Below are 15,479 nucleotides of genomic sequence, written 5' to 3'. Positions count from 1 at the left end.
GTCCTCGTCCTCCAGGTCCGCCCTACGCGATGCCGGTGGGAGGTGTCCTGTTTGGCGATCCCTCACCAGGCCACAAACGATTACAAACAGTGTGTGTCGGTGACTCCTGGAACGATCGGTCGATGCATCCTGCCGTTCGCTCAGTCCACGACCTCGTTTCCAACATCGAGCCACTCGACGACCTTGAACGTGAACACCTCGCAGATACGCTGGCCTGGATCGAGAGCACCGACGACATCTTCCGCCGCGCCAAGCCGGCAACCCCACCACGCCACCTTGTGTCCTACGCGGTCGTGGTGGACCCATCCGATCAGAGCGTATTCCTCGTCGACCACATCAAATCCGGGCTGCAGCTCCCCACCGGCGGGCACGTCGAGCCCGGCGAACACCCCATGGTTGCGGCAAGGCGGGAGACGAGGGAAGAGCTCGGCGTAGAAGCCGACTTCACCATCGCGGGAACTGAGCCGATATTTCTCACGGTCACGGCAACGGTGGGGGCAGACGACAACCATGTCGATGTCAGCCTCTGGTACGTGGTCGCGGCCCGCCGCGACACGCGGTTCACCCTCGATCCCCACGAATTTCGTGGAGGCCGGTGGTGGACAGCTAGCGAAGTGCTGACGAGCGACCCCCGCCAATTCGATCCGCATTTCCGCCGATTCATTGAGAAGTTGGGTTCCGCAGCCCCGGTCTGACGTCCGGGCCTGGGCGCCGCGACCTACAGATCCGGGCATTCCGCGGAGACCAGCTGCGGTGAGTCATCCGGCGATAGCCCTCAGATCGGTGTCCTGTATGACGACCGCACTACAGAACATCTGAGGCTTGATCCAATCTCAGTGCCTAGACCGCGCCCCGTGGAAAGCGGAGATACGGTGCGGTATGCCCGAAATCGCGAGTCGGAGTCGCACCCAGCCGCCACCGGCTCACGTGGTTTTCCAGGCCCTCATCCAACCGGATCGAGACCCGACCCGGCCGTGGCTGGTCCTGCGCGGGAACGAGCAGCGCCCCATCATCGTCGATGCAACCGAGCCACATCAGGTGGTGTGGGGATCGCTGTGGCCAGAACGTCCGGATGCCCGCATCAAATTCGACATCACCGGACCACCTCGCGGCGGTGCCACTCTGCGGTGGACCCTGATAGTCAACGACCCGATCCCGGACGGCGACACGGTCATCCAGATGCGCAAGCGGATCAACGAGCTGATCAACGCCAATCTGCGCTTCACCTTTGGGCAATAGATCGATACGAACCGTTGCCATCTTCGCTTCGGACAGTCAATCCTCGCCGGACCCGTGACATCGTCATTGCGGACAGACAACGGGAACGGCCCGGGGTTATCCGAAGGAGGTCGCCGCGATGATGAGGCACACGCACAACTTCGGCAGCCCGCTGCCGAATGGCTGGACCACGCTGGATGACCAGGATCGATACTGGGATCGGTTCACTGACAGGTTCGGGTTCCGGCCCGGCATCACCGAATCGACCTGGCCGGCGATCGCCGAACCGACACCGTCGATCACCTTCGATCTCACCGCGCCCGCCGACATCTCAGGCGCCTGGCAGAGCCGCTTCGACGCGGTGAACGCCGAGGCATTGCGCTGTTTCGTCAGCGAGTTTCCCGATGACCCGACGTTCGTGGTGCTGGACTGGCAGCACCCCGGATACCGACTCGATGCCGCCCTCCATGCCGCCACTCGTGACACCGAGTGGCGGGTTCCCGTCTACCCCAACGGCGACTACTACATCTTTCTGCGGGACGACCTCAGCGAGGGAACATTCGGGCATCCGTGGGAGAAGACCCTCTGCGTGTTCGGTGAACGACTCCTGGGCTCACTCGCTCTTACCCTCGCGACGTGGCTGCCTGTCAAACGAATCGACGGCCAACCGGACTCCGCGTAGCAACCCGAACACCTCCGACCGTTTCCGATATGAGTCTCGCAGCCATCGGCCATCACGAAGCCGATCGTCACCCACTCGTCCGCACTTCCGGCCTGCGATGGAGGTGTCCTGTTTGACGATCCTTCAGCAGCACGCTCACCGCCTGCGTCTCATTCCGATGCTCCGAATCTGATCCAGGTCACGCCGTCAATCATCGTTGGTTCGCGGAACACCGGCTGGTTGAAGGGCATTGATCCGATGCTGCGTGCCGCAGTGCGTGCCCGGGGATCGTCAAACGCCTGGAGGCGATGGGCGCGGACTCCTGCGAGGTCGATGTCGAACCCGTAGTCCTTGTCTCCTTCGATTAGGTGCCAGGTGTATCGCACGATGACTCTGTCTGCTCCGTGAAGACTGATTTCCTCGAAGGTGAACCAACGGCTCTCGCCCACACGACCGAGCCAGTCGGCGATGGTCGCGGTCAGGTGGGAGATGAACTGTTGCGCCCACACCTTTGGCGGCTCTGCCTGCGGGCGCGGAACCAGCTCCGCGTCGACCAGGTCACCGTTCGTTCTCAGGTATTTGAGCAGGTCTGGGTCCTCGGGAATTAACTTCTCGGGATAGGCACGCCGTCCTCCACTACCGGCGAGACGCCACTCGAAGTCGCTGGGCGCAAGCCGCGGCGAGCCATCGATCCCGACGAGAACCATGAAGAACGCCGGCCGAACACGAAGCATGCCCGTGTCGGTCACGATCCGGTACGCATAGTCCGCTAGATCCCCCAGAACCACTCGTACCCAGGCGATCTGTTCTCGGAGTGGCAGTTCGACCGGTGGCGGTGGCGCACCGTCGTGCGTCTTAACGTCAGGCTGCGCATTGATCGCCACCTGGACCATCGACGTGTCGGCGCCTCTGTCGAAGGTGCCAAGGAAAGAGGGATCACTGCACCACGCCGACACATTGACGGTCACGTCGTCGAGTTCGATGCTGGAAGCCTGGACCGTCTCGGGCCGACCCGGCATCGGTTCCCGGGCGGGCCCGAGAACTTGAGCCAGGTGTTCGTGGATCGGGGTGAGGTCGACGTCGGCATCCGCACGAATCAGCTCGGCAATCTCGGAGGGTGTCCTGTCCGCAGTCACTGTTCTCACGCTCCCGGGTTGCCGTCGTCTGCGGTCGTCCCTTCGAGTTGCGCGATGCGGATCTTCAGGCGGTCGAGCGTCACGCGTATGGCGACGATGAGTTCGGCGGTGCTCGTCCCGATCGGGCCACTGCTACCCATGAGGTTGTGTAGCTCGCCCCAGAGCTTCCGCTGTGCTGCGCGCTCGCCAGTCAACGTTGCTTCGGCCATAACGAGCTGGACTTCGGCGGGGACCTGCTTCTTTACCTCCGGACCGTACGACGGCAGATCCTGGTCCTTCCATGGCGACCACTTCGATTGGATCTCCGCGTCGGTCGTTTTGGCCAGTCTGAGCAGCAACTCGCGACATGCCGCCGGCGAGGAGAAGACGGTCTCCATGCATCGGTGATAGTCCGGGGGCTGCATCTGCTTGTGTTCTGACATCGATCATTGCTCCCGCTGACTCCGTCCGAAGACGAAGAGGGTGACGCTACACCGAAGCCCCGGGATCAGCATCTACCAAAAGAGTCCCGGCCGAAGGGGGCGAAGGGGTGAGACCGAACATGGCGTCCCGTAAGACGACCGATCAAACAGCGCAAGACTCCGGTGCGTGAGGCGCTCGACCCCCTCGGCCGGCGGCCGGCAAACAGTCCTGGATACCCGTCCTGCACGCTGATCCTGCGAGGGTGCCCTATGCAGGACCCATTTCCGCGTGGTCCCGAGCCCACCGCAACGTCCCAACAGAATTGGCCGACAGGGCCTACAAAACACAGATAACGCAGTCGAGTTCGTGACCTCGCCTGCTCATCCGACGACGTGGTCGTCTCATCGGATTACAAAGCCCCAGGTGCTTGTCTCAAAATCTCAGGATGTCCGATTTTTGTCTCATTTTCAGGCGATGGCGGCATTACAAAGCCCCAGGTGCTTGTCTCAAAATCTCACGATGTCCGATTTTTGTCTCCAGCGATCCATCACCTCACCCGCGCCCTTCGCCAAACAGCGCCTACGCCGAGTGCAAGTGGCTGGTGATCGCATCGGCGGCCTGCTCGATGTCCGAGGCAGACCCGGCGATGCCGGTCAGCCACGCCACGATCGACACCGGGCGGCTTTCCACGGTCAGGGACGGCTGCGGCTCGGTGAGCAGCGCCTGTACGGTCAGCGGATGCAGTTCCTTACCCAGCAGCGGCAGCACCTGATCGAGATGCGGGACCCCGCCTGAGGCGGTGAACTGGGCGGGCGGCAGCAGTCGGCTACGGCCCGAGGTGAACGCCCACAGGGTGCCCTCGGTCAGGCGCTGGCGGACGCGGGCGGTGGTGACCCCGAGACGTTCGGCGGCGTCGGCGACCGAGAGGGAGCTGTGGACCAGGTCTTGCATGCGGATGTCCCGGTCAACGCGCGCTGCGGTCGCGGCGGCGGGGTCCGTGACGAACCCGGCATCGGAGAGGAGTTCGGCGTCGTGCCGGGATAGGACAGGGTTGGTGGGACTGTGCTCTGAGGCGAGCCGATGCAGGATCTTTGCGAGTTCGCCGCGCCCGATGTTGGTGCCGGTCGCCTCCCGCAGCGCATCCTCGAAGCTCAGTTCGCCACGCACGTATCGGGATTCGGCGCTTGCGACTACTGCATCGTTCACTACTACCACAGCCCTTCGCCGATTTCGTACCGCGAGTCAATGCTAACCGCGGCAGGCGGGCCACTCGCTGCGGAAGGACCGGTAGACCTTGCATCACGGTTGGTGACTGGGGGCACTGTGACAGCGGTGTTGAGCTGAGAGTCGTGCCCCCGCGGCGGAGGTGTTCGCCGATTGAAGGGCCGGTCACCGTATGCGGACCCACCAGGCCGACCGGTCCGGTAATCACCGCCAGGTGCTCATCACGCGCATTCTTCCAAGGTGGCCCAGACACCGCGGCGTGTAAAAGCCGCTCAGTCTGCGATGCGCTGCACTTCCAGGTCCTTAGTCTCCACAGGACATGCAGGGAAGCACCGACGGTGCCGCGCACACCCGGGTGCGCATCCGGTCACATGCCCCGGCGGGTGGTGTCGAGGATGTTGTCGATCGCGATCTCGGTGAGGTCGCCTGATTGAAAGTCTTCGAGCGGGCTGCGGCCGTCGAGGATGTCGGTGGGAGTGAGCCACCAGCTCGCCGCGCCGTACGGGTCGTTCTCGACGTCGAGTCGCCCGTTCGCGTACCGCACCAACGGATGGATGCGGTGCTGTGCCCGATCAAGCTGGAAAGCCGGATACTTGTAGTCCGGGCGGGTACCAGTAGGAAGGCCGATCAGGTCGCCGGCATTGCGTCGCTTCTGCGCCACACTTCGGGTCCGCGCGCTGGTCGGCTCGAGGATGCCGGCGACGTCCATCGAGTCGTGGAGCTCAAAGGAGTCGAGGATCGACTCCTTTGAGTTCCACCGGGCAGGTGTGCTCATGGCAATCAGTATTCCTTTGGCGGTCGGGATGGACTCTTGAGCCCCATCAACGAGCACGCTATAGCTGCGTCGAACGTTGGTCGGGCCTCCTGACGTCCTCGGAACACCTTCACGTTGGCACGCCGGTCGCCGGCGCCGAATTCATCTTGATGCTGGTCGCACTCACAGTCTGGTACACGTGCTTTGGAGTGGTCTGCTGTACTCATGCACTACTAGTAGTGCTGTGTTGCGATGGCGAATCCACGAGGAGCGAGGGCAGATGGCTGCAAAGGACGTTGCGAGGAAGAGCTTCGAATGGCCTCGCGAATTCAGCGACGAGTTGACTTCCCGTCGTATCGACTGGAATCTCGAAGACCCATTGCGGGTGCATGCCCAACAGGGCCTGACCAGCGAGAACGTGTTCGTCATCGCAATGTTGAAACTCGCCGTGGAGGCGCTCGATCAACCGCGAACTTCCAAGCGGCTGTGGGAGATTGTTCAGGAGTTGGGTCTGCCGGCGGAGTCGCGATCGTGAGAATCTGCGACGAACGCGGGTTGGGTGCGTTGCCGGGCGCCCGTTTACTCGGCGACCCTCAGCAATTCGCTGGCTGGGACGCCGAGCACTTCGGCGATGTCGAACAGCCGCTCGTATAGCAGGCCTCTTCGTCCGTGTTCGACCTGGATGAGGACGTTCCGTGTGACCCCCGACTCGAGTGCGAGGGACTCCTGGGTTAGGCCGCGTTCGATTCGGAGGCTGCGGATAGTTGATCCGACCTGAGTCCTGTGCCTTGCCCACGCTTCCACCCTGATTGGGTCGTTCTGGTTTGGTCGTGTCGGCACTCACCAAGTACCGGCCCAATCGACAGGAAAGTCTGCCCTACTAGTAGTACATTCTGCATTTCGGAACGAATGGGGCACTGTCCGTCCTGTCTGCACCTGCGGTGCAGACCAGCCGGCGGGGTCTGGTGGGAGGGACACTTACGACGAGCCACAGATGGGTTCGGATCGATGCTGATCACTGCGCCTAGCGCTTCGAGGTGCGGACCCTACGTTTTGGGTGATTGCTGCTTCTCACGACGGGGTGGTGGGTACGTTGCTCTGCGTGACGACGAAGCGTTGGCACCTCTTCCGTACAACGCGTGACGCTCCGCCCGCGCTGGCCGGCGTCCTCATGGCCGTTATCGACCAGTTGCCGTCGGCGCCGGATGTGCCGCCCGGAACGCCTTTCCTGCTGAGTCCTGATTTCGAGTACGACGTCGTCCTCAATGAGTACTTCGCATCATCGTCGATGCTGTTGACATCAGTAAACACTCAGATCGGTTACGCGCGGGACGTCGGCCAATTCCTCACCTTCCTATGGTCGGCACGACGAGTGCAGGACTGGAGGAGCTGTCGCGAAGCGGATCACACTGCCTACTACGTTTGGCGATGTAAGGATGAGGATGGGCCGCGTGTATGCGCGAATACTTGGAATCGTGAGGTGGCGGCGGTAAACCGGTTCTACGCCTGGCATCTCAGGAAGGGGAATGTATCCGCCAATCCGGTGCCGCAGCGAACCGTGGTCCAATCGGTGCGGCAGGGTGGTCGCGGGGTGCCACGTGACGTACCAGCAGCACTGAGTCCCGGTGGTCGTCGAACCCGGATGCAGTGGCTTCCGGCCGACTCGTACCGGAGATGGCGCGACGTTGGGATCCGCGGATTCGGACCAGACGGGCTTACATCGACCGAGTTTCGTGGCCGGTGGGCAGCGAGAAACGGGACCTTTTGTGACCTCATGGTTCGCACCGGTATGCGGCTGTCGGAGCAGGCGGCGCTGCTTGTGTCCGAGTTGCCGCGAGATGCTGTGACGGCCGGCTACCAACGATTCTGGTTGCCCGGCGCCGTAGCGAAGAACGGGGCAGCGCGTTGGGTGTATGTACCCACCTCCGTGGCCCGAGATCTGGACGGCTACTACAGATTTGACCGCGCCGATGTCATCGCGGAAGCACGGAACGCACGGCGCTACGAACAACTGGTGGGCGCGATGGTGCTCGTGGGGGACAAACTGACCGTCTATCGGCGGTCCGGGAGGACAACGAGCAAGGTAGACCTCGACGTCATGGGTCCCGAAGAGCGGCGCCGAATACTCATCGAAACGCCCAAGGGACTCGAGCCGGCTGCGTTCTGGCTCTCGGAGCACGGTCTGCCGGTCGCGGTGTCGACCTGGAAGAGCATATTCAGGACGGCCAACAAGCGTTGCGAATCACGGGGCATCCCGCTGCGCTGCAGTGCGCACACCCTGCGCCACACTTTCGCGGTTCTCACCTTGGAACAGCTGCAACGGGGTCACATCAGGAAGCTGTCCGAGTTCAACCCGCAGCAACGCCAGCACTATGTACAGATATTTGGCGACCCACTGGATTGGGTCCGTCGGCGACTCGGCCACCGATCGATCGAGACCACGCAAATCTACCTACACGCCCTCGCTGAGCTGGAGATGGAAACGAGGATGGCGCTGGTCCCTGACGACTGGAGCGATCCACGATTGGTGGAAGCCACTGCCGACGTGCGAGATGAAACCCACGCGTCATGACTGAAACTGGGCGCGGAAGCACCGGTCGCGGTAGGCCTGCCCGCATACCTGACCAGGAGTACGACCCTCCGTCATCGGTCACAGGCCATGGCGCTAGCCTCACCGCCGAGTTCGTGGGCGAGGATGGACGAAGCGTTCTGTTTCCTGTCGGAAAGCTGCCGCTGAAGGGTTGGCATCGACCGGTCGCAGAGGCACTGGTTTCCATGGCTGCACCGACGGGAAATTGGCGAACGGCGGCGACGGCACGACATAACTGGGGTGTATGGCGCGACTTCCTAGTCTTTATGGCCGGACTTCCAAAGAAGCCCACGCGACCGGTCGACCTCACGATTGAGCATATGAGGGCTTACCACGCGCATCGAGAGACTCGATCCAGCGAGGCTTACGCCTGGCGAGATCGACGGTCCGTCGGACTTCTGCTGCGTGCGCGGCCAATGCACGGGCTGGTTTCCGCAGACGTAGTGGCATTCGCGGCAGCGCGCGGAGTTGGGAAGGTGCCGACACCGAAATCCGGCTACTCCGACGGCGAACTACATCGCCTTGTCACGGCCGCGAGGAGCGACGTCGTAGCGATGCGGAATCGCCACGCTCGGGCGAACGAACTAATCGAGAGGTTCCGATTCAATCCGAGTCAGCTCACGGAGGAAGAACTCGCTCAAGCAACTCAACTGGTCAATATCACCGTCACCGGGAAGGCTCCACCTGCCACCGTTAAGGCACGGTGCGAGATCATGTCGCAGCAGTACATTCTCGTCTCGGACCTCACACCCCTCCTGCTACTCATGGTCGCAGTGACCGGATTGAACATCGAAACCGTTAAGGAGTTGCCGGCGGCTCATCGTGTCCTCGAGGACCGGGTAGTCGAGATTGAGATTGTCAAGAGGAGACGGGGATCCGGAAGCTGGCATGAGACGGTGACGTGGGAGATTGGCTCACCAGGGCGTGAGCACCATGCTCCCGGCGGGCTTTACCTACTCCTACACGGCCTCATGAAGGTTGGCCGCGTTCATTCGGGGACGGAATCGCTATGGTCAGTGTGGCGAAGGACCTCAAAGGGACGCACCGGCAGGCGCCTAGCGCCGCACGTGGCGCCGTTCGCAGAGCGACTCGACGCGTGGTTCGGGCTCAACCGCCAATGGACTCAGAGCCACCAGCTCATTGCTGACCGTCACGCGGCGGTATCTCAGGACGAAGGCATGTCCGACGACGTGGCGAAAGAGCTCAACCTCGACTTCAATCGTCTCAAGACCTCAATAGACGTTCGGACCACCAAGAGCCTCGGTGGCCACCTCCCGTCGGCTGCCCGCACGAACACGGTCCCAGTCCTGTACCGCAACTATCTACGCAACGATCCCCATGCGACAGAGTGGGCCCACGGGATCGTTGCGGAAGCACTGGTCGACGCGGAACAAGTTGCGAATCGTGCAGCCAATAACGCTACAGGGGCAGTCCAGGGGACTGAGTTTTCGGGAACTGTGGTCGTTGAACGTGACAGTCCCCAGGATAGGGAAGAGGGGTCTGGGCGCGATCAGTCTGACGTTGAGGGGGCATGGACAGCATGTAGCGATCCGAGCCGCAATCCCAGTTCGCAGCAGCAATGTACAGCGAGTTTCCTCGATTGCTTTTCATGCGCGAACAGCGTTGTCGGCAGCCAGCACCTTCCCCAGTTGATTTCGCTAGTGGACGTGCTTGCAGATCGCCGGACCATGCTTCCGTTGGATACGTGGACTCACAGATACGGAACTGCCTGGGACGCGATCCACCGTGACATCCTGCCAAAGTTCGCGCCGGCCGAAGTCAGCCGTGCACAGGGTCTGACGGCCAAGTCTTCCCTTGATCTGGTCGAAGAACCCTGGGAGGTGCCATGACCCAACCTGATATAGGCCGAAGCTCAAACTGCTCTGGCCCCTCGAGTATTCAAACCGACGAGTATGTACTCCGGAACCGCAAAATCCAAGACAGCTATACCCTCCAGGAAACACCGCGGTACTTAGAGGACGAATGGCGCCTCGATGCAGCGCTGCTTCAACGCCAAGCTAGCGTGCTCACACTGCAGTTCGCTTCTATCCCCGCGCAGTATAGACACGCGTCGAAGGAACTGATGCGAGCATTGCTTCTGGGGGAACTGCCAGTTGGCGAGCGCCTCCGTAAGGTGAATACAATCTACGCCGATTTCTGCAGGTTGAAGTACTTCTTGAACTGGATTCAGCAGCGTGGCGACTCCGGCATTCGGGCACCTATGCTACGTGAAGTCACTTCGTCGGATTTGTGCGAGTATCAGGACTACATTACTGCGGCGGGGATTTCCCTCCCTTCAAGACAATCGCGACGCGCAATAATTCGCCGACTATGGACATACCGTGAATTTATGCCAAGTGACCATCTCCTGATTGATCCAGATCAGATTCAGGAGGGTTGGAGTGAGGCGCCACCTCCACGCCGTATGGAAAATTCCACCCCTAGGATTTCGGAGGAGGTTCTGGGCCCTCTTCTAGCATGGTCACTAAGGTTCGTGGATGATTTTTCCATTGATATCGTCAATTTGATCTCACTCAGGGTGAGTCAGGGTGCGCGAAGTAATGACGGGCGCACTGGGGGTGCTCCGCGGGGAGGTGAACTTGATGACAATTTGAATCGGCTACTGCAAGACCATATTGATGCGAAAATGCCCCTGTCTGGAGAGGAAGGTGAGGTAAACCTCACACACCTTGCGAGGACGGTGGGGTGTGCGCGGCAGAGTTTGGTGCGGCGACGATCTCAAATCGACAAAGCTGTCTCTATTGTTGGACTTTCCGATTCCTACTACAACTACCCTATAGTTGGTCGAGTGGATGGCGCGCCTTGGGTTCAGCGCATTCTTGTCAGTCCTCACAGTTCAGATGGTCTGCCGAAGCTTGCGAGGAATTTGATCGCTGCCTGCTACATTGTGATCGCCTTTCTTTCTGGGATGAGGGACAGTGAGGTGAAGCACCTCAAGCGCGGTTGTGTTCAGGTGATGCGGGATGAGAACGGTCGGGCGTACCGATGGCTTGTGTCAAGCATTGCTTTCAAGGGTGAGCAGGACGCAGCAGGAACGTCTGCAAGTTGGGTGGTCGGCCAACCGGTTGCAAGGGCCATATCAGTTTTGGAGCAGGTTCAACCCCAGGATCAAGAATGGCTATTTGCGCACGTAGATTATATTGATCAATTTCGCGCAGGCAGGGATTCTGTTTATTCAAACATTGCGACACTTCGTCAAATTAATGACTTTGCCTCTTGGGTGGATGGGTATGTTGCACGGAATAGTTCATCTGGTGGGATGCCCGAAAATAGGTTGGCGGACTGGAGATTCACTACGAGGCAGTTTCGTCGGACCCTGGCCTGGTTCATTGCTCGTCGTCCAGGCGGTTCGGTGGCCGGAGCGATTCAGTACCGGCATTTGGGTATTCAGATGTTCGAGGGATATGCGGGGACCTCTGACAGTGGATTTCGTGCAGAGGTCGAGGCGGAGGAGGCTCTTACGCGAGGTGAGCAACTTCTTGAAATGATTAATGATCACCAACATGAGGGATTTGCCGGGCCGGCGAGTGGAGAAGCGAGGTCGCGACTGACGGAATTCTCTGCGCGTGTTGGGTTTGCGGGTCAAGTGGTGAACGATCCCCGTAGGCTGATTAGGATTATGAAGAAGGATGGGCCCGAAATCTACCCTGGTAGGTTTGCGACCTGTGTGTTCAATCCTGATAAGGCGCTTTGCCGGCGCAAGACTGATGTTCACGGGATGGTGCATCCGACAACCGAGGAGTGTAAGCCGTTGAGTTGTCGAAACGTGGCACTAACGTCGGAGAACTTGACAGCGTTGCGGGGGGAAATTTCCAAACTTCGCATCGAGGTGGCTCGAAACGCCCTTCCGCCACTCCTGCTTGATCGTCTGACGCGCCGAGTCGCACAGATCGAAGGGTTTCTTGATCGCTATGCGATGGGGAAGTCGTGAACCTGAGAAACTCAATGCCGGATGTCGAGGTCGTTCGGGCTGTGGTTGCTGAATTGAGTGGTGAAGAGAATCGGCGGATAAGCGTTCTGGCGGTCGCACGGCACTTTGGCCTGTCCAACACCACATTCCGTCGCCACTTCGCCGGCGTTGTCGAGGAGATCAAGTCGGTCAACTGTCATGAGCCTGATGGTCGCAGCGACGGAACTGGGTCGACCAAATTGCGCCGTGACAACGAGCGTCTCCGGCGTGAAAATGCCAGGCTCCGGTCCGACGTCGCGGCTTCCGCGGCCGCTGTGCAGCGTCTGGCTTTCGAGAATCACCGGCTGCGCAGCGAGGTCGAAGCATTGAGTGGGGTAGTCGACATCGCGTCGCGAAATCGAACTTGAGTCCCGAGCCTGAAGCACCGAATAAGGCGGTGGCACAGTTCTTCCTATGCCGATGATTCAGATCAGTCAGACTCCGGGCCTGACCGCCGAGCAGAAGCGTGCGGTGATAGAAGCTGTCACCCGGGCGTACGCCGAGGCCGCCGGGAAGAACCCGGACAAGGTGTGGGTGACCATCACCGAGGTACCCGGTGAAAACTGGGGTGTGGGGGGCGTTCCGTTGAGCTGAGGAGCAGTGGCCTCGAACTCGCGTGGTCAGTGACGGGCGGTGGAGTTGGCGGCCCTGGTGGCCTCAATGTGGTCAGTGGTCAGTGGCAAAGTACCGACACAATCATCCAGATCAGCCAGACGCCCGGACTCACCACCGAACAGAAGAAGGCGACCATCGAGGCCGTCACCAAGGCGTACGCGGAGGCCACCGGGAAGAACCCCGCGCAGGTGTGGGTGACCCTCACCGACGTGCCGCGGGAGAACTGGGGCGTCGGCGGGGTCCCGCTGGGCTGAACTGAGCGGCTCGCCGCTGGGCTGACCCCGCCCTTAGGCCTGGCCGTTGCCCGCGGCGAGGCCGCGGTCGAGCTGCGCGACCATCGCCGTGCCGAGGGTGAGGAGTTCGCGCACCTGCCGCCCGTCCAGGCCGTCGAACAGCAATGCCTGCACCGTCTCGACGTGGCCGGGCGCCGCTTCGACGACCTTCTGGTAGCCGGTGTCGGTGAGTACGGCCAGCGATCCGCGGGCGCCGATGATGCTCTCGCGGCGCACCCAGCCGACCTTCTCGAGCTTGGTCACCACGTGCGAGAGCCGGGAGAGCGAGGCGTTCGCCGCGTTCGCCAGCGCGCTCAGCTGCAGCCGTCGGTTCGGTTCCTCGGAGAGCGCCGAGAGCACGAAGTACTCGAAGTGCGTCAGCCCGGAGTCGCGCTGCAGCTGGGTGTCCAGCGCCGCGGGCATGCGGGTCATCACGTTGACCAGCTCGCGCCAGGCCTGCTGCTGCTCCACGCTCAACCACCGCGTCATCGCGACCTCCGATCGGAATATTCGTTCGACTGCTACGTTGACTCCTTATGATACTTGAAGCTTCAATGTAAGGAGTCGCTATGAGCGATCACGCTATGCCAGCGCTCTACCTCAGCCACGGCGCCCCTCCGCTGGTCGACGACGATCTGTGGGTTTCCCAGCTCGGGGCCTGGTCGAGCGAGCTGCCACGCCCGACCGCGATCCTGGTGATCTCCGCGCACTGGGAGTCGGCTCCGCTCACCATCGGGTCCGTCGCCACCGGGACCCCCCTGACCTACGACTTCGGCGGGTTCCCCCGCAAGTACTACGAGGCGACCTACGGCTCGCCCGGCGCCCCCGAGCTCGCCCGCCAGGTCGCCGCGCTGATGCCGGACAGCGAGCCCGTCGCACACCAGGAGAGCCGCGGTCTCGACCACGGCGCGTACGTGCCGCTCAGCGTCATGTACCCGGACGCCGACATCCCGGTGCTGCAGATCTCGCTGCCCACCCTGGACCCCGAGCGACTGATGCACCTGGGCGAACGACTGCGTCCGCTGCGCGAACAGGGAGTGCTCATCGTCGGGTCCGGATTCACCACCCACGGACTGCCGTTCCTGCGCGATCCGTCGCCCGCCGCGCAGGCACCGGGCTGGTCCGCCGAGTTCGACGCCTGGGCGGGGGAGCGCTTCGCGGCCGCCGACGTCGACGCGCTGATCGACTTCCGCGCGAAGGCGCCCGGGATGCCCTACGCGCACCCGACCATCGAGCACTTCGCCCCGCTGTTCGTCACGCTCGGTGCGTCCAGCGACCCCGAGCAGGTGCCGTCGCAGGTGATCGACGGGTTCTGGATGGGCCTGGCCAAGCGCTCCATCCAGGTCGCGTAGGCGGGCTCAGCTCTCCAGTGCGGTGTTGCGGCTGCGCAGGAATTCCAGGGCCTGGTCGCCGTGGGTGTTCGCGCGCAGCTCGCTCGCGATCACCTTGAGCACCGTCCGGTCCGTGTCGATCACGAAGGTGGTGCGCTTGACCGGCGACAGCTTCGCGAGCAGCCCGCGGCGCACCCCGAACTGCTCGGCCACCACGCCGCCGACGTCGGCGAGCAACGGGTAGTCGAAGGACTGCGCCGCCGCGAACGAGGCCTGCTTGTCGACGGTGTCGGTGCTGATCCCGGCCCGCGCCGCGCCGACCGCGGCGAACTCACCCGCCAGGTCGCGGAAGTGGCAGGCCTCGGCCGTGCACACCGGTGTGGAGGCGGCGGGGTAGAAGAAGAGCACGAGGGGGCCGCCCGAGACCAGTTCGCTCAGGGTGCGGACGGTGCCGTCCTGATCGGGGAGCGAGAAGTCGGGGGCCTGCTGTCCGGTCTGCATTCGGCTGAGGCTACAACGTGCGCAGCCCGGCTTCTCGGGACTAGCCTGCGTGCGGCGGACGACAGGGACATGGGGGAGTGGATGCGGAGGGTGGTGCGGGGCTTCTGGGGTCCCCGGCCCGAGTCGGTCGATGCGGTCGCCGCACGCTGGCTGACAACCCTGGACGAGCTCTCCGTGATGCTCCCTGCGGCAGGTCCGCCGTGCGGGCCGGGCGAGCCGTGGAACTGGCGGCACCTTCACGGGTCCGGCCCCGACACCGACCTCCCGGCGAACAGGGATTCGCTGTTGGCGGCCCTGCGCTCAGCACAATCGGCCGACGACTGGTCGGACGTCATCGGTACCGGACTGCGGCTTGTCATCGCGGGCGAGCCTCGCTGGGCGGTGGAGGTCAGCGCACTGGCCGGAGGCGCCCCGGAGTTCCTGCTGCAGTCGATCGTGATCGCGGTCGATGCGCCCGCCGAGGCCGAGGTGCCCGAGACCGGCCTTCTCGCGGCCATCGCGCGGGCGTGGGAGCCGGACTTCGGCGATGTGACCGACGACGACGTGCTCGACGCGCTGGAGGACTCGGGTTTCACCATCGGCGATCCGGTCGTCGGACGGCTCGGCTACCTCTCCGCCGGCCGCGCGGCCCTGGTGCCGGACGACGTGGAGGCGGGGCACGAGAGCTCGACCGGGGGCGTGCTGATGGGCATCGCGGCACCAGGGGAGGTCGACGACGTGGTCCGGGCATACCGGCGACTGCGCGAGGCGGGTGCACTCGAGCCGCTGCCCCGACCGATGGACCGGGCCGCATTGTAGGCAGGGC

At 62.5% G+C, this 15,479-nt stretch carries 19 protein-coding genes and 1 pseudogene; 13 read left to right on the top strand and 7 right to left on the bottom strand.

The genetic code is table 11. The features are described from left to right. Nucleotides 1-122: 122 nt before the first annotated feature. The 3 genes from ACWFRB_RS01985 to ACWFRB_RS01975 all read left to right on the top strand — a co-directional run bounded on the left by ACWFRB_RS01985 (nucleotide 123) and on the right by ACWFRB_RS01975 (nucleotide 1,900). Nucleotides 123-695: an NUDIX hydrolase gene (locus tag ACWFRB_RS01985; RefSeq protein WP_452638435.1), complete on the top strand. Its 573-nt coding sequence runs from the start codon at nucleotides 123-125 to the stop codon at nucleotides 693-695. Between the two features lie 232 nt (nucleotides 696-927). Beyond that, nucleotides 928-1,239, top strand: a complete 312-nt coding sequence (locus ACWFRB_RS01980) for a hypothetical protein (RefSeq protein WP_452638434.1) — start codon at nucleotides 928-930, stop codon at nucleotides 1,237-1,239. Nucleotides 1,240-1,357: 118 nt separating this feature from the next. Next, nucleotides 1,358-1,900 carry a DUF2716 domain-containing protein gene (locus ACWFRB_RS01975; protein WP_452638433.1) on the top strand — a complete coding sequence of 181 codons (543 nt, stop codon included), beginning with the start codon at nucleotides 1,358-1,360 and terminating at the stop codon, nucleotides 1,898-1,900. 149 nt (nucleotides 1,901-2,049) lie between these two features. On the opposite strand, the gene ACWFRB_RS01970 is transcribed toward ACWFRB_RS01975, so the two are convergent. From ACWFRB_RS01970 to ACWFRB_RS01955, 4 genes are all read right to left on the bottom strand, one after another. Beyond that, nucleotides 2,050-3,015 (bottom strand): hypothetical protein, encoded by a 966-nt coding sequence (locus ACWFRB_RS01970; RefSeq protein ID WP_452638432.1) that lies wholly within the window; start codon nucleotides 3,013-3,015, stop codon nucleotides 2,050-2,052. 5 nt (nucleotides 3,016-3,020) lie between these two features. Beyond that, nucleotides 3,021-3,392, bottom strand: a complete 372-nt coding sequence (locus ACWFRB_RS01965) for a hypothetical protein (protein WP_452638431.1) — start codon at nucleotides 3,390-3,392, stop codon at nucleotides 3,021-3,023. 604 nt (nucleotides 3,393-3,996) lie between these two features. Further along, the gene (locus tag ACWFRB_RS01960) at nucleotides 3,997-4,584 is read right to left on the bottom strand and encodes a hypothetical protein (RefSeq protein ID WP_452638430.1); all 588 of its coding nucleotides are present in this window, start codon (nucleotides 4,582-4,584) and stop codon (nucleotides 3,997-3,999) included. 424 nt (nucleotides 4,585-5,008) lie between these two features. Then, nucleotides 5,009-5,473: a hypothetical protein gene (locus ACWFRB_RS01955; protein WP_452638429.1), complete on the bottom strand. Its 465-nt coding sequence runs from the start codon at nucleotides 5,471-5,473 to the stop codon at nucleotides 5,009-5,011. Between the two features lie 202 nt (nucleotides 5,474-5,675). Here ACWFRB_RS01955 and ACWFRB_RS01950 point away from each other — a divergent pair, with 202 nt between their 5' ends. After that, nucleotides 5,676-5,930: a hypothetical protein gene (locus ACWFRB_RS01950; RefSeq protein WP_452638427.1), complete on the top strand. Its 255-nt coding sequence runs from the start codon at nucleotides 5,676-5,678 to the stop codon at nucleotides 5,928-5,930. A gap of 44 nt (nucleotides 5,931-5,974) precedes the next feature. On the opposite strand, the gene ACWFRB_RS01945 is transcribed toward ACWFRB_RS01950, so the two are convergent. Beyond that, nucleotides 5,975-6,235, bottom strand: a complete 261-nt coding sequence (locus tag ACWFRB_RS01945) for a helix-turn-helix domain-containing protein (protein WP_452638426.1) — start codon at nucleotides 6,233-6,235, stop codon at nucleotides 5,975-5,977. 331 nt (nucleotides 6,236-6,566) lie between these two features. Between ACWFRB_RS01945 and ACWFRB_RS01940 the strand changes: the two are divergent. The 7 genes and pseudogenes from ACWFRB_RS01940 to ACWFRB_RS01910 form a co-directional block, all read left to right on the top strand. Next, a pseudogene (locus ACWFRB_RS01940) lies at nucleotides 6,567-6,908 on the top strand (site-specific integrase); the annotation flags it as partial. Nucleotides 6,909-7,169: 261 nt separating this feature from the next. Next, nucleotides 7,170-7,967: a hypothetical protein gene (locus ACWFRB_RS01935; RefSeq protein WP_452638648.1), complete on the top strand. Its 798-nt coding sequence runs from the start codon at nucleotides 7,170-7,172 to the stop codon at nucleotides 7,965-7,967. Nucleotides 7,968-8,461: 494 nt separating this feature from the next. Further along, nucleotides 8,462-9,835 (top strand): hypothetical protein, encoded by a 1,374-nt coding sequence (locus ACWFRB_RS01930; RefSeq protein ID WP_452638424.1) that lies wholly within the window; start codon nucleotides 8,462-8,464, stop codon nucleotides 9,833-9,835. Nucleotides 9,836-10,479: 644 nt separating this feature from the next. Next, nucleotides 10,480-11,937, top strand: a complete 1,458-nt coding sequence (locus ACWFRB_RS01925) for a hypothetical protein (RefSeq protein WP_452638422.1) — start codon at nucleotides 10,480-10,482, stop codon at nucleotides 11,935-11,937. Further along, nucleotides 11,934-12,323, top strand: coding sequence for a hypothetical protein (locus ACWFRB_RS01920; protein ID WP_452638421.1), 390 nt, complete (start codon nucleotides 11,934-11,936; stop codon nucleotides 12,321-12,323). The genes ACWFRB_RS01925 and ACWFRB_RS01920 overlap by 4 nt, the downstream gene beginning before the upstream one ends. A 46-nt stretch (nucleotides 12,324-12,369) precedes the next feature. Continuing rightward, on the top strand, nucleotides 12,370-12,549 hold the full coding sequence (locus ACWFRB_RS01915; RefSeq protein ID WP_452638420.1) for a tautomerase family protein: 180 nt from the start codon (nucleotides 12,370-12,372) through the stop codon (nucleotides 12,547-12,549). A gap of 68 nt (nucleotides 12,550-12,617) precedes the next feature. Then, nucleotides 12,618-12,824, top strand: coding sequence for a tautomerase family protein (locus tag ACWFRB_RS01910; protein ID WP_452638419.1), 207 nt, complete (start codon nucleotides 12,618-12,620; stop codon nucleotides 12,822-12,824). Nucleotides 12,825-12,857: 33 nt separating this feature from the next. On the opposite strand, the gene ACWFRB_RS01905 is transcribed toward ACWFRB_RS01910, so the two are convergent. Next, a complete protein-coding gene (locus tag ACWFRB_RS01905) occupies nucleotides 12,858-13,331 on the bottom strand; it encodes a MarR family winged helix-turn-helix transcriptional regulator (RefSeq protein WP_452638418.1) in 474 nt (157 codons plus the stop codon). Nucleotides 13,332-13,411: 80 nt separating this feature from the next. On the opposite strand from ACWFRB_RS01905, the gene ACWFRB_RS01900 reads away from it, so the two are divergent. Further along, nucleotides 13,412-14,194, top strand: a complete 783-nt coding sequence (locus ACWFRB_RS01900; RefSeq protein WP_452638417.1) for a dioxygenase family protein — start codon at nucleotides 13,412-13,414, stop codon at nucleotides 14,192-14,194. 6 nt (nucleotides 14,195-14,200) lie between these two features. On the opposite strand, the gene ACWFRB_RS01895 is transcribed toward ACWFRB_RS01900, so the two are convergent. Continuing rightward, nucleotides 14,201-14,674 carry a peroxiredoxin gene (locus tag ACWFRB_RS01895; RefSeq protein ID WP_452638416.1) on the bottom strand — a complete coding sequence of 158 codons (474 nt, stop codon included), beginning with the start codon at nucleotides 14,672-14,674 and terminating at the stop codon, nucleotides 14,201-14,203. Between the two features lie 81 nt (nucleotides 14,675-14,755). Between ACWFRB_RS01895 and ACWFRB_RS01890 the strand changes: the two genes are divergently transcribed. Beyond that, nucleotides 14,756-15,472, top strand: a complete 717-nt coding sequence (locus tag ACWFRB_RS01890; RefSeq protein WP_452638630.1) for a hypothetical protein — start codon at nucleotides 14,756-14,758, stop codon at nucleotides 15,470-15,472. Nucleotides 15,473-15,479: the final 7 nt, after the last annotated feature.

Source organism: Rhodococcus sp. NPDC055112, from assembly GCF_053607505.1.
Note: the sequence above shows the minus strand (reverse complement) of the source record. Positions and strands in the feature narration are given on the sequence as shown.

Coding starts and splice junctions, on each gene's coding strand:
- ACWFRB_RS01985 (WP_452638435.1), top strand. CDS start 123: ATGCATCCTGCCGTTCGCTCAGTCCACGACCTCGTTTCCAACATCGAG.
- ACWFRB_RS01975 (WP_452638433.1), top strand. CDS start 1,358: ATGATGAGGCACACGCACAACTTCGGCAGCCCGCTGCCGAATGGCTGG.
- ACWFRB_RS01965 (WP_452638431.1), bottom strand. CDS start 3,392: ATGGAGACCGTCTTCTCCTCGCCGGCGGCATGTCGCGAGTTGCTGCTC.
- ACWFRB_RS01950 (WP_452638427.1), top strand. CDS start 5,676: ATGGCTGCAAAGGACGTTGCGAGGAAGAGCTTCGAATGGCCTCGCGAA.
- ACWFRB_RS01935 (WP_452638648.1), top strand. CDS start 7,170: ATGGTTCGCACCGGTATGCGGCTGTCGGAGCAGGCGGCGCTGCTTGTG.
- ACWFRB_RS01915 (WP_452638420.1), top strand. CDS start 12,370: ATGCCGATGATTCAGATCAGTCAGACTCCGGGCCTGACCGCCGAGCAG.
- ACWFRB_RS01905 (WP_452638418.1), bottom strand. CDS start 13,331: ATGACGCGGTGGTTGAGCGTGGAGCAGCAGCAGGCCTGGCGCGAGCTG.
- ACWFRB_RS01900 (WP_452638417.1), top strand. CDS start 13,412: ATGAGCGATCACGCTATGCCAGCGCTCTACCTCAGCCACGGCGCCCCT.
- ACWFRB_RS01895 (WP_452638416.1), bottom strand. CDS start 14,674: ATGCAGACCGGACAGCAGGCCCCCGACTTCTCGCTCCCCGATCAGGAC.
- ACWFRB_RS01890 (WP_452638630.1), top strand. CDS start 14,756: ATGCGGAGGGTGGTGCGGGGCTTCTGGGGTCCCCGGCCCGAGTCGGTC.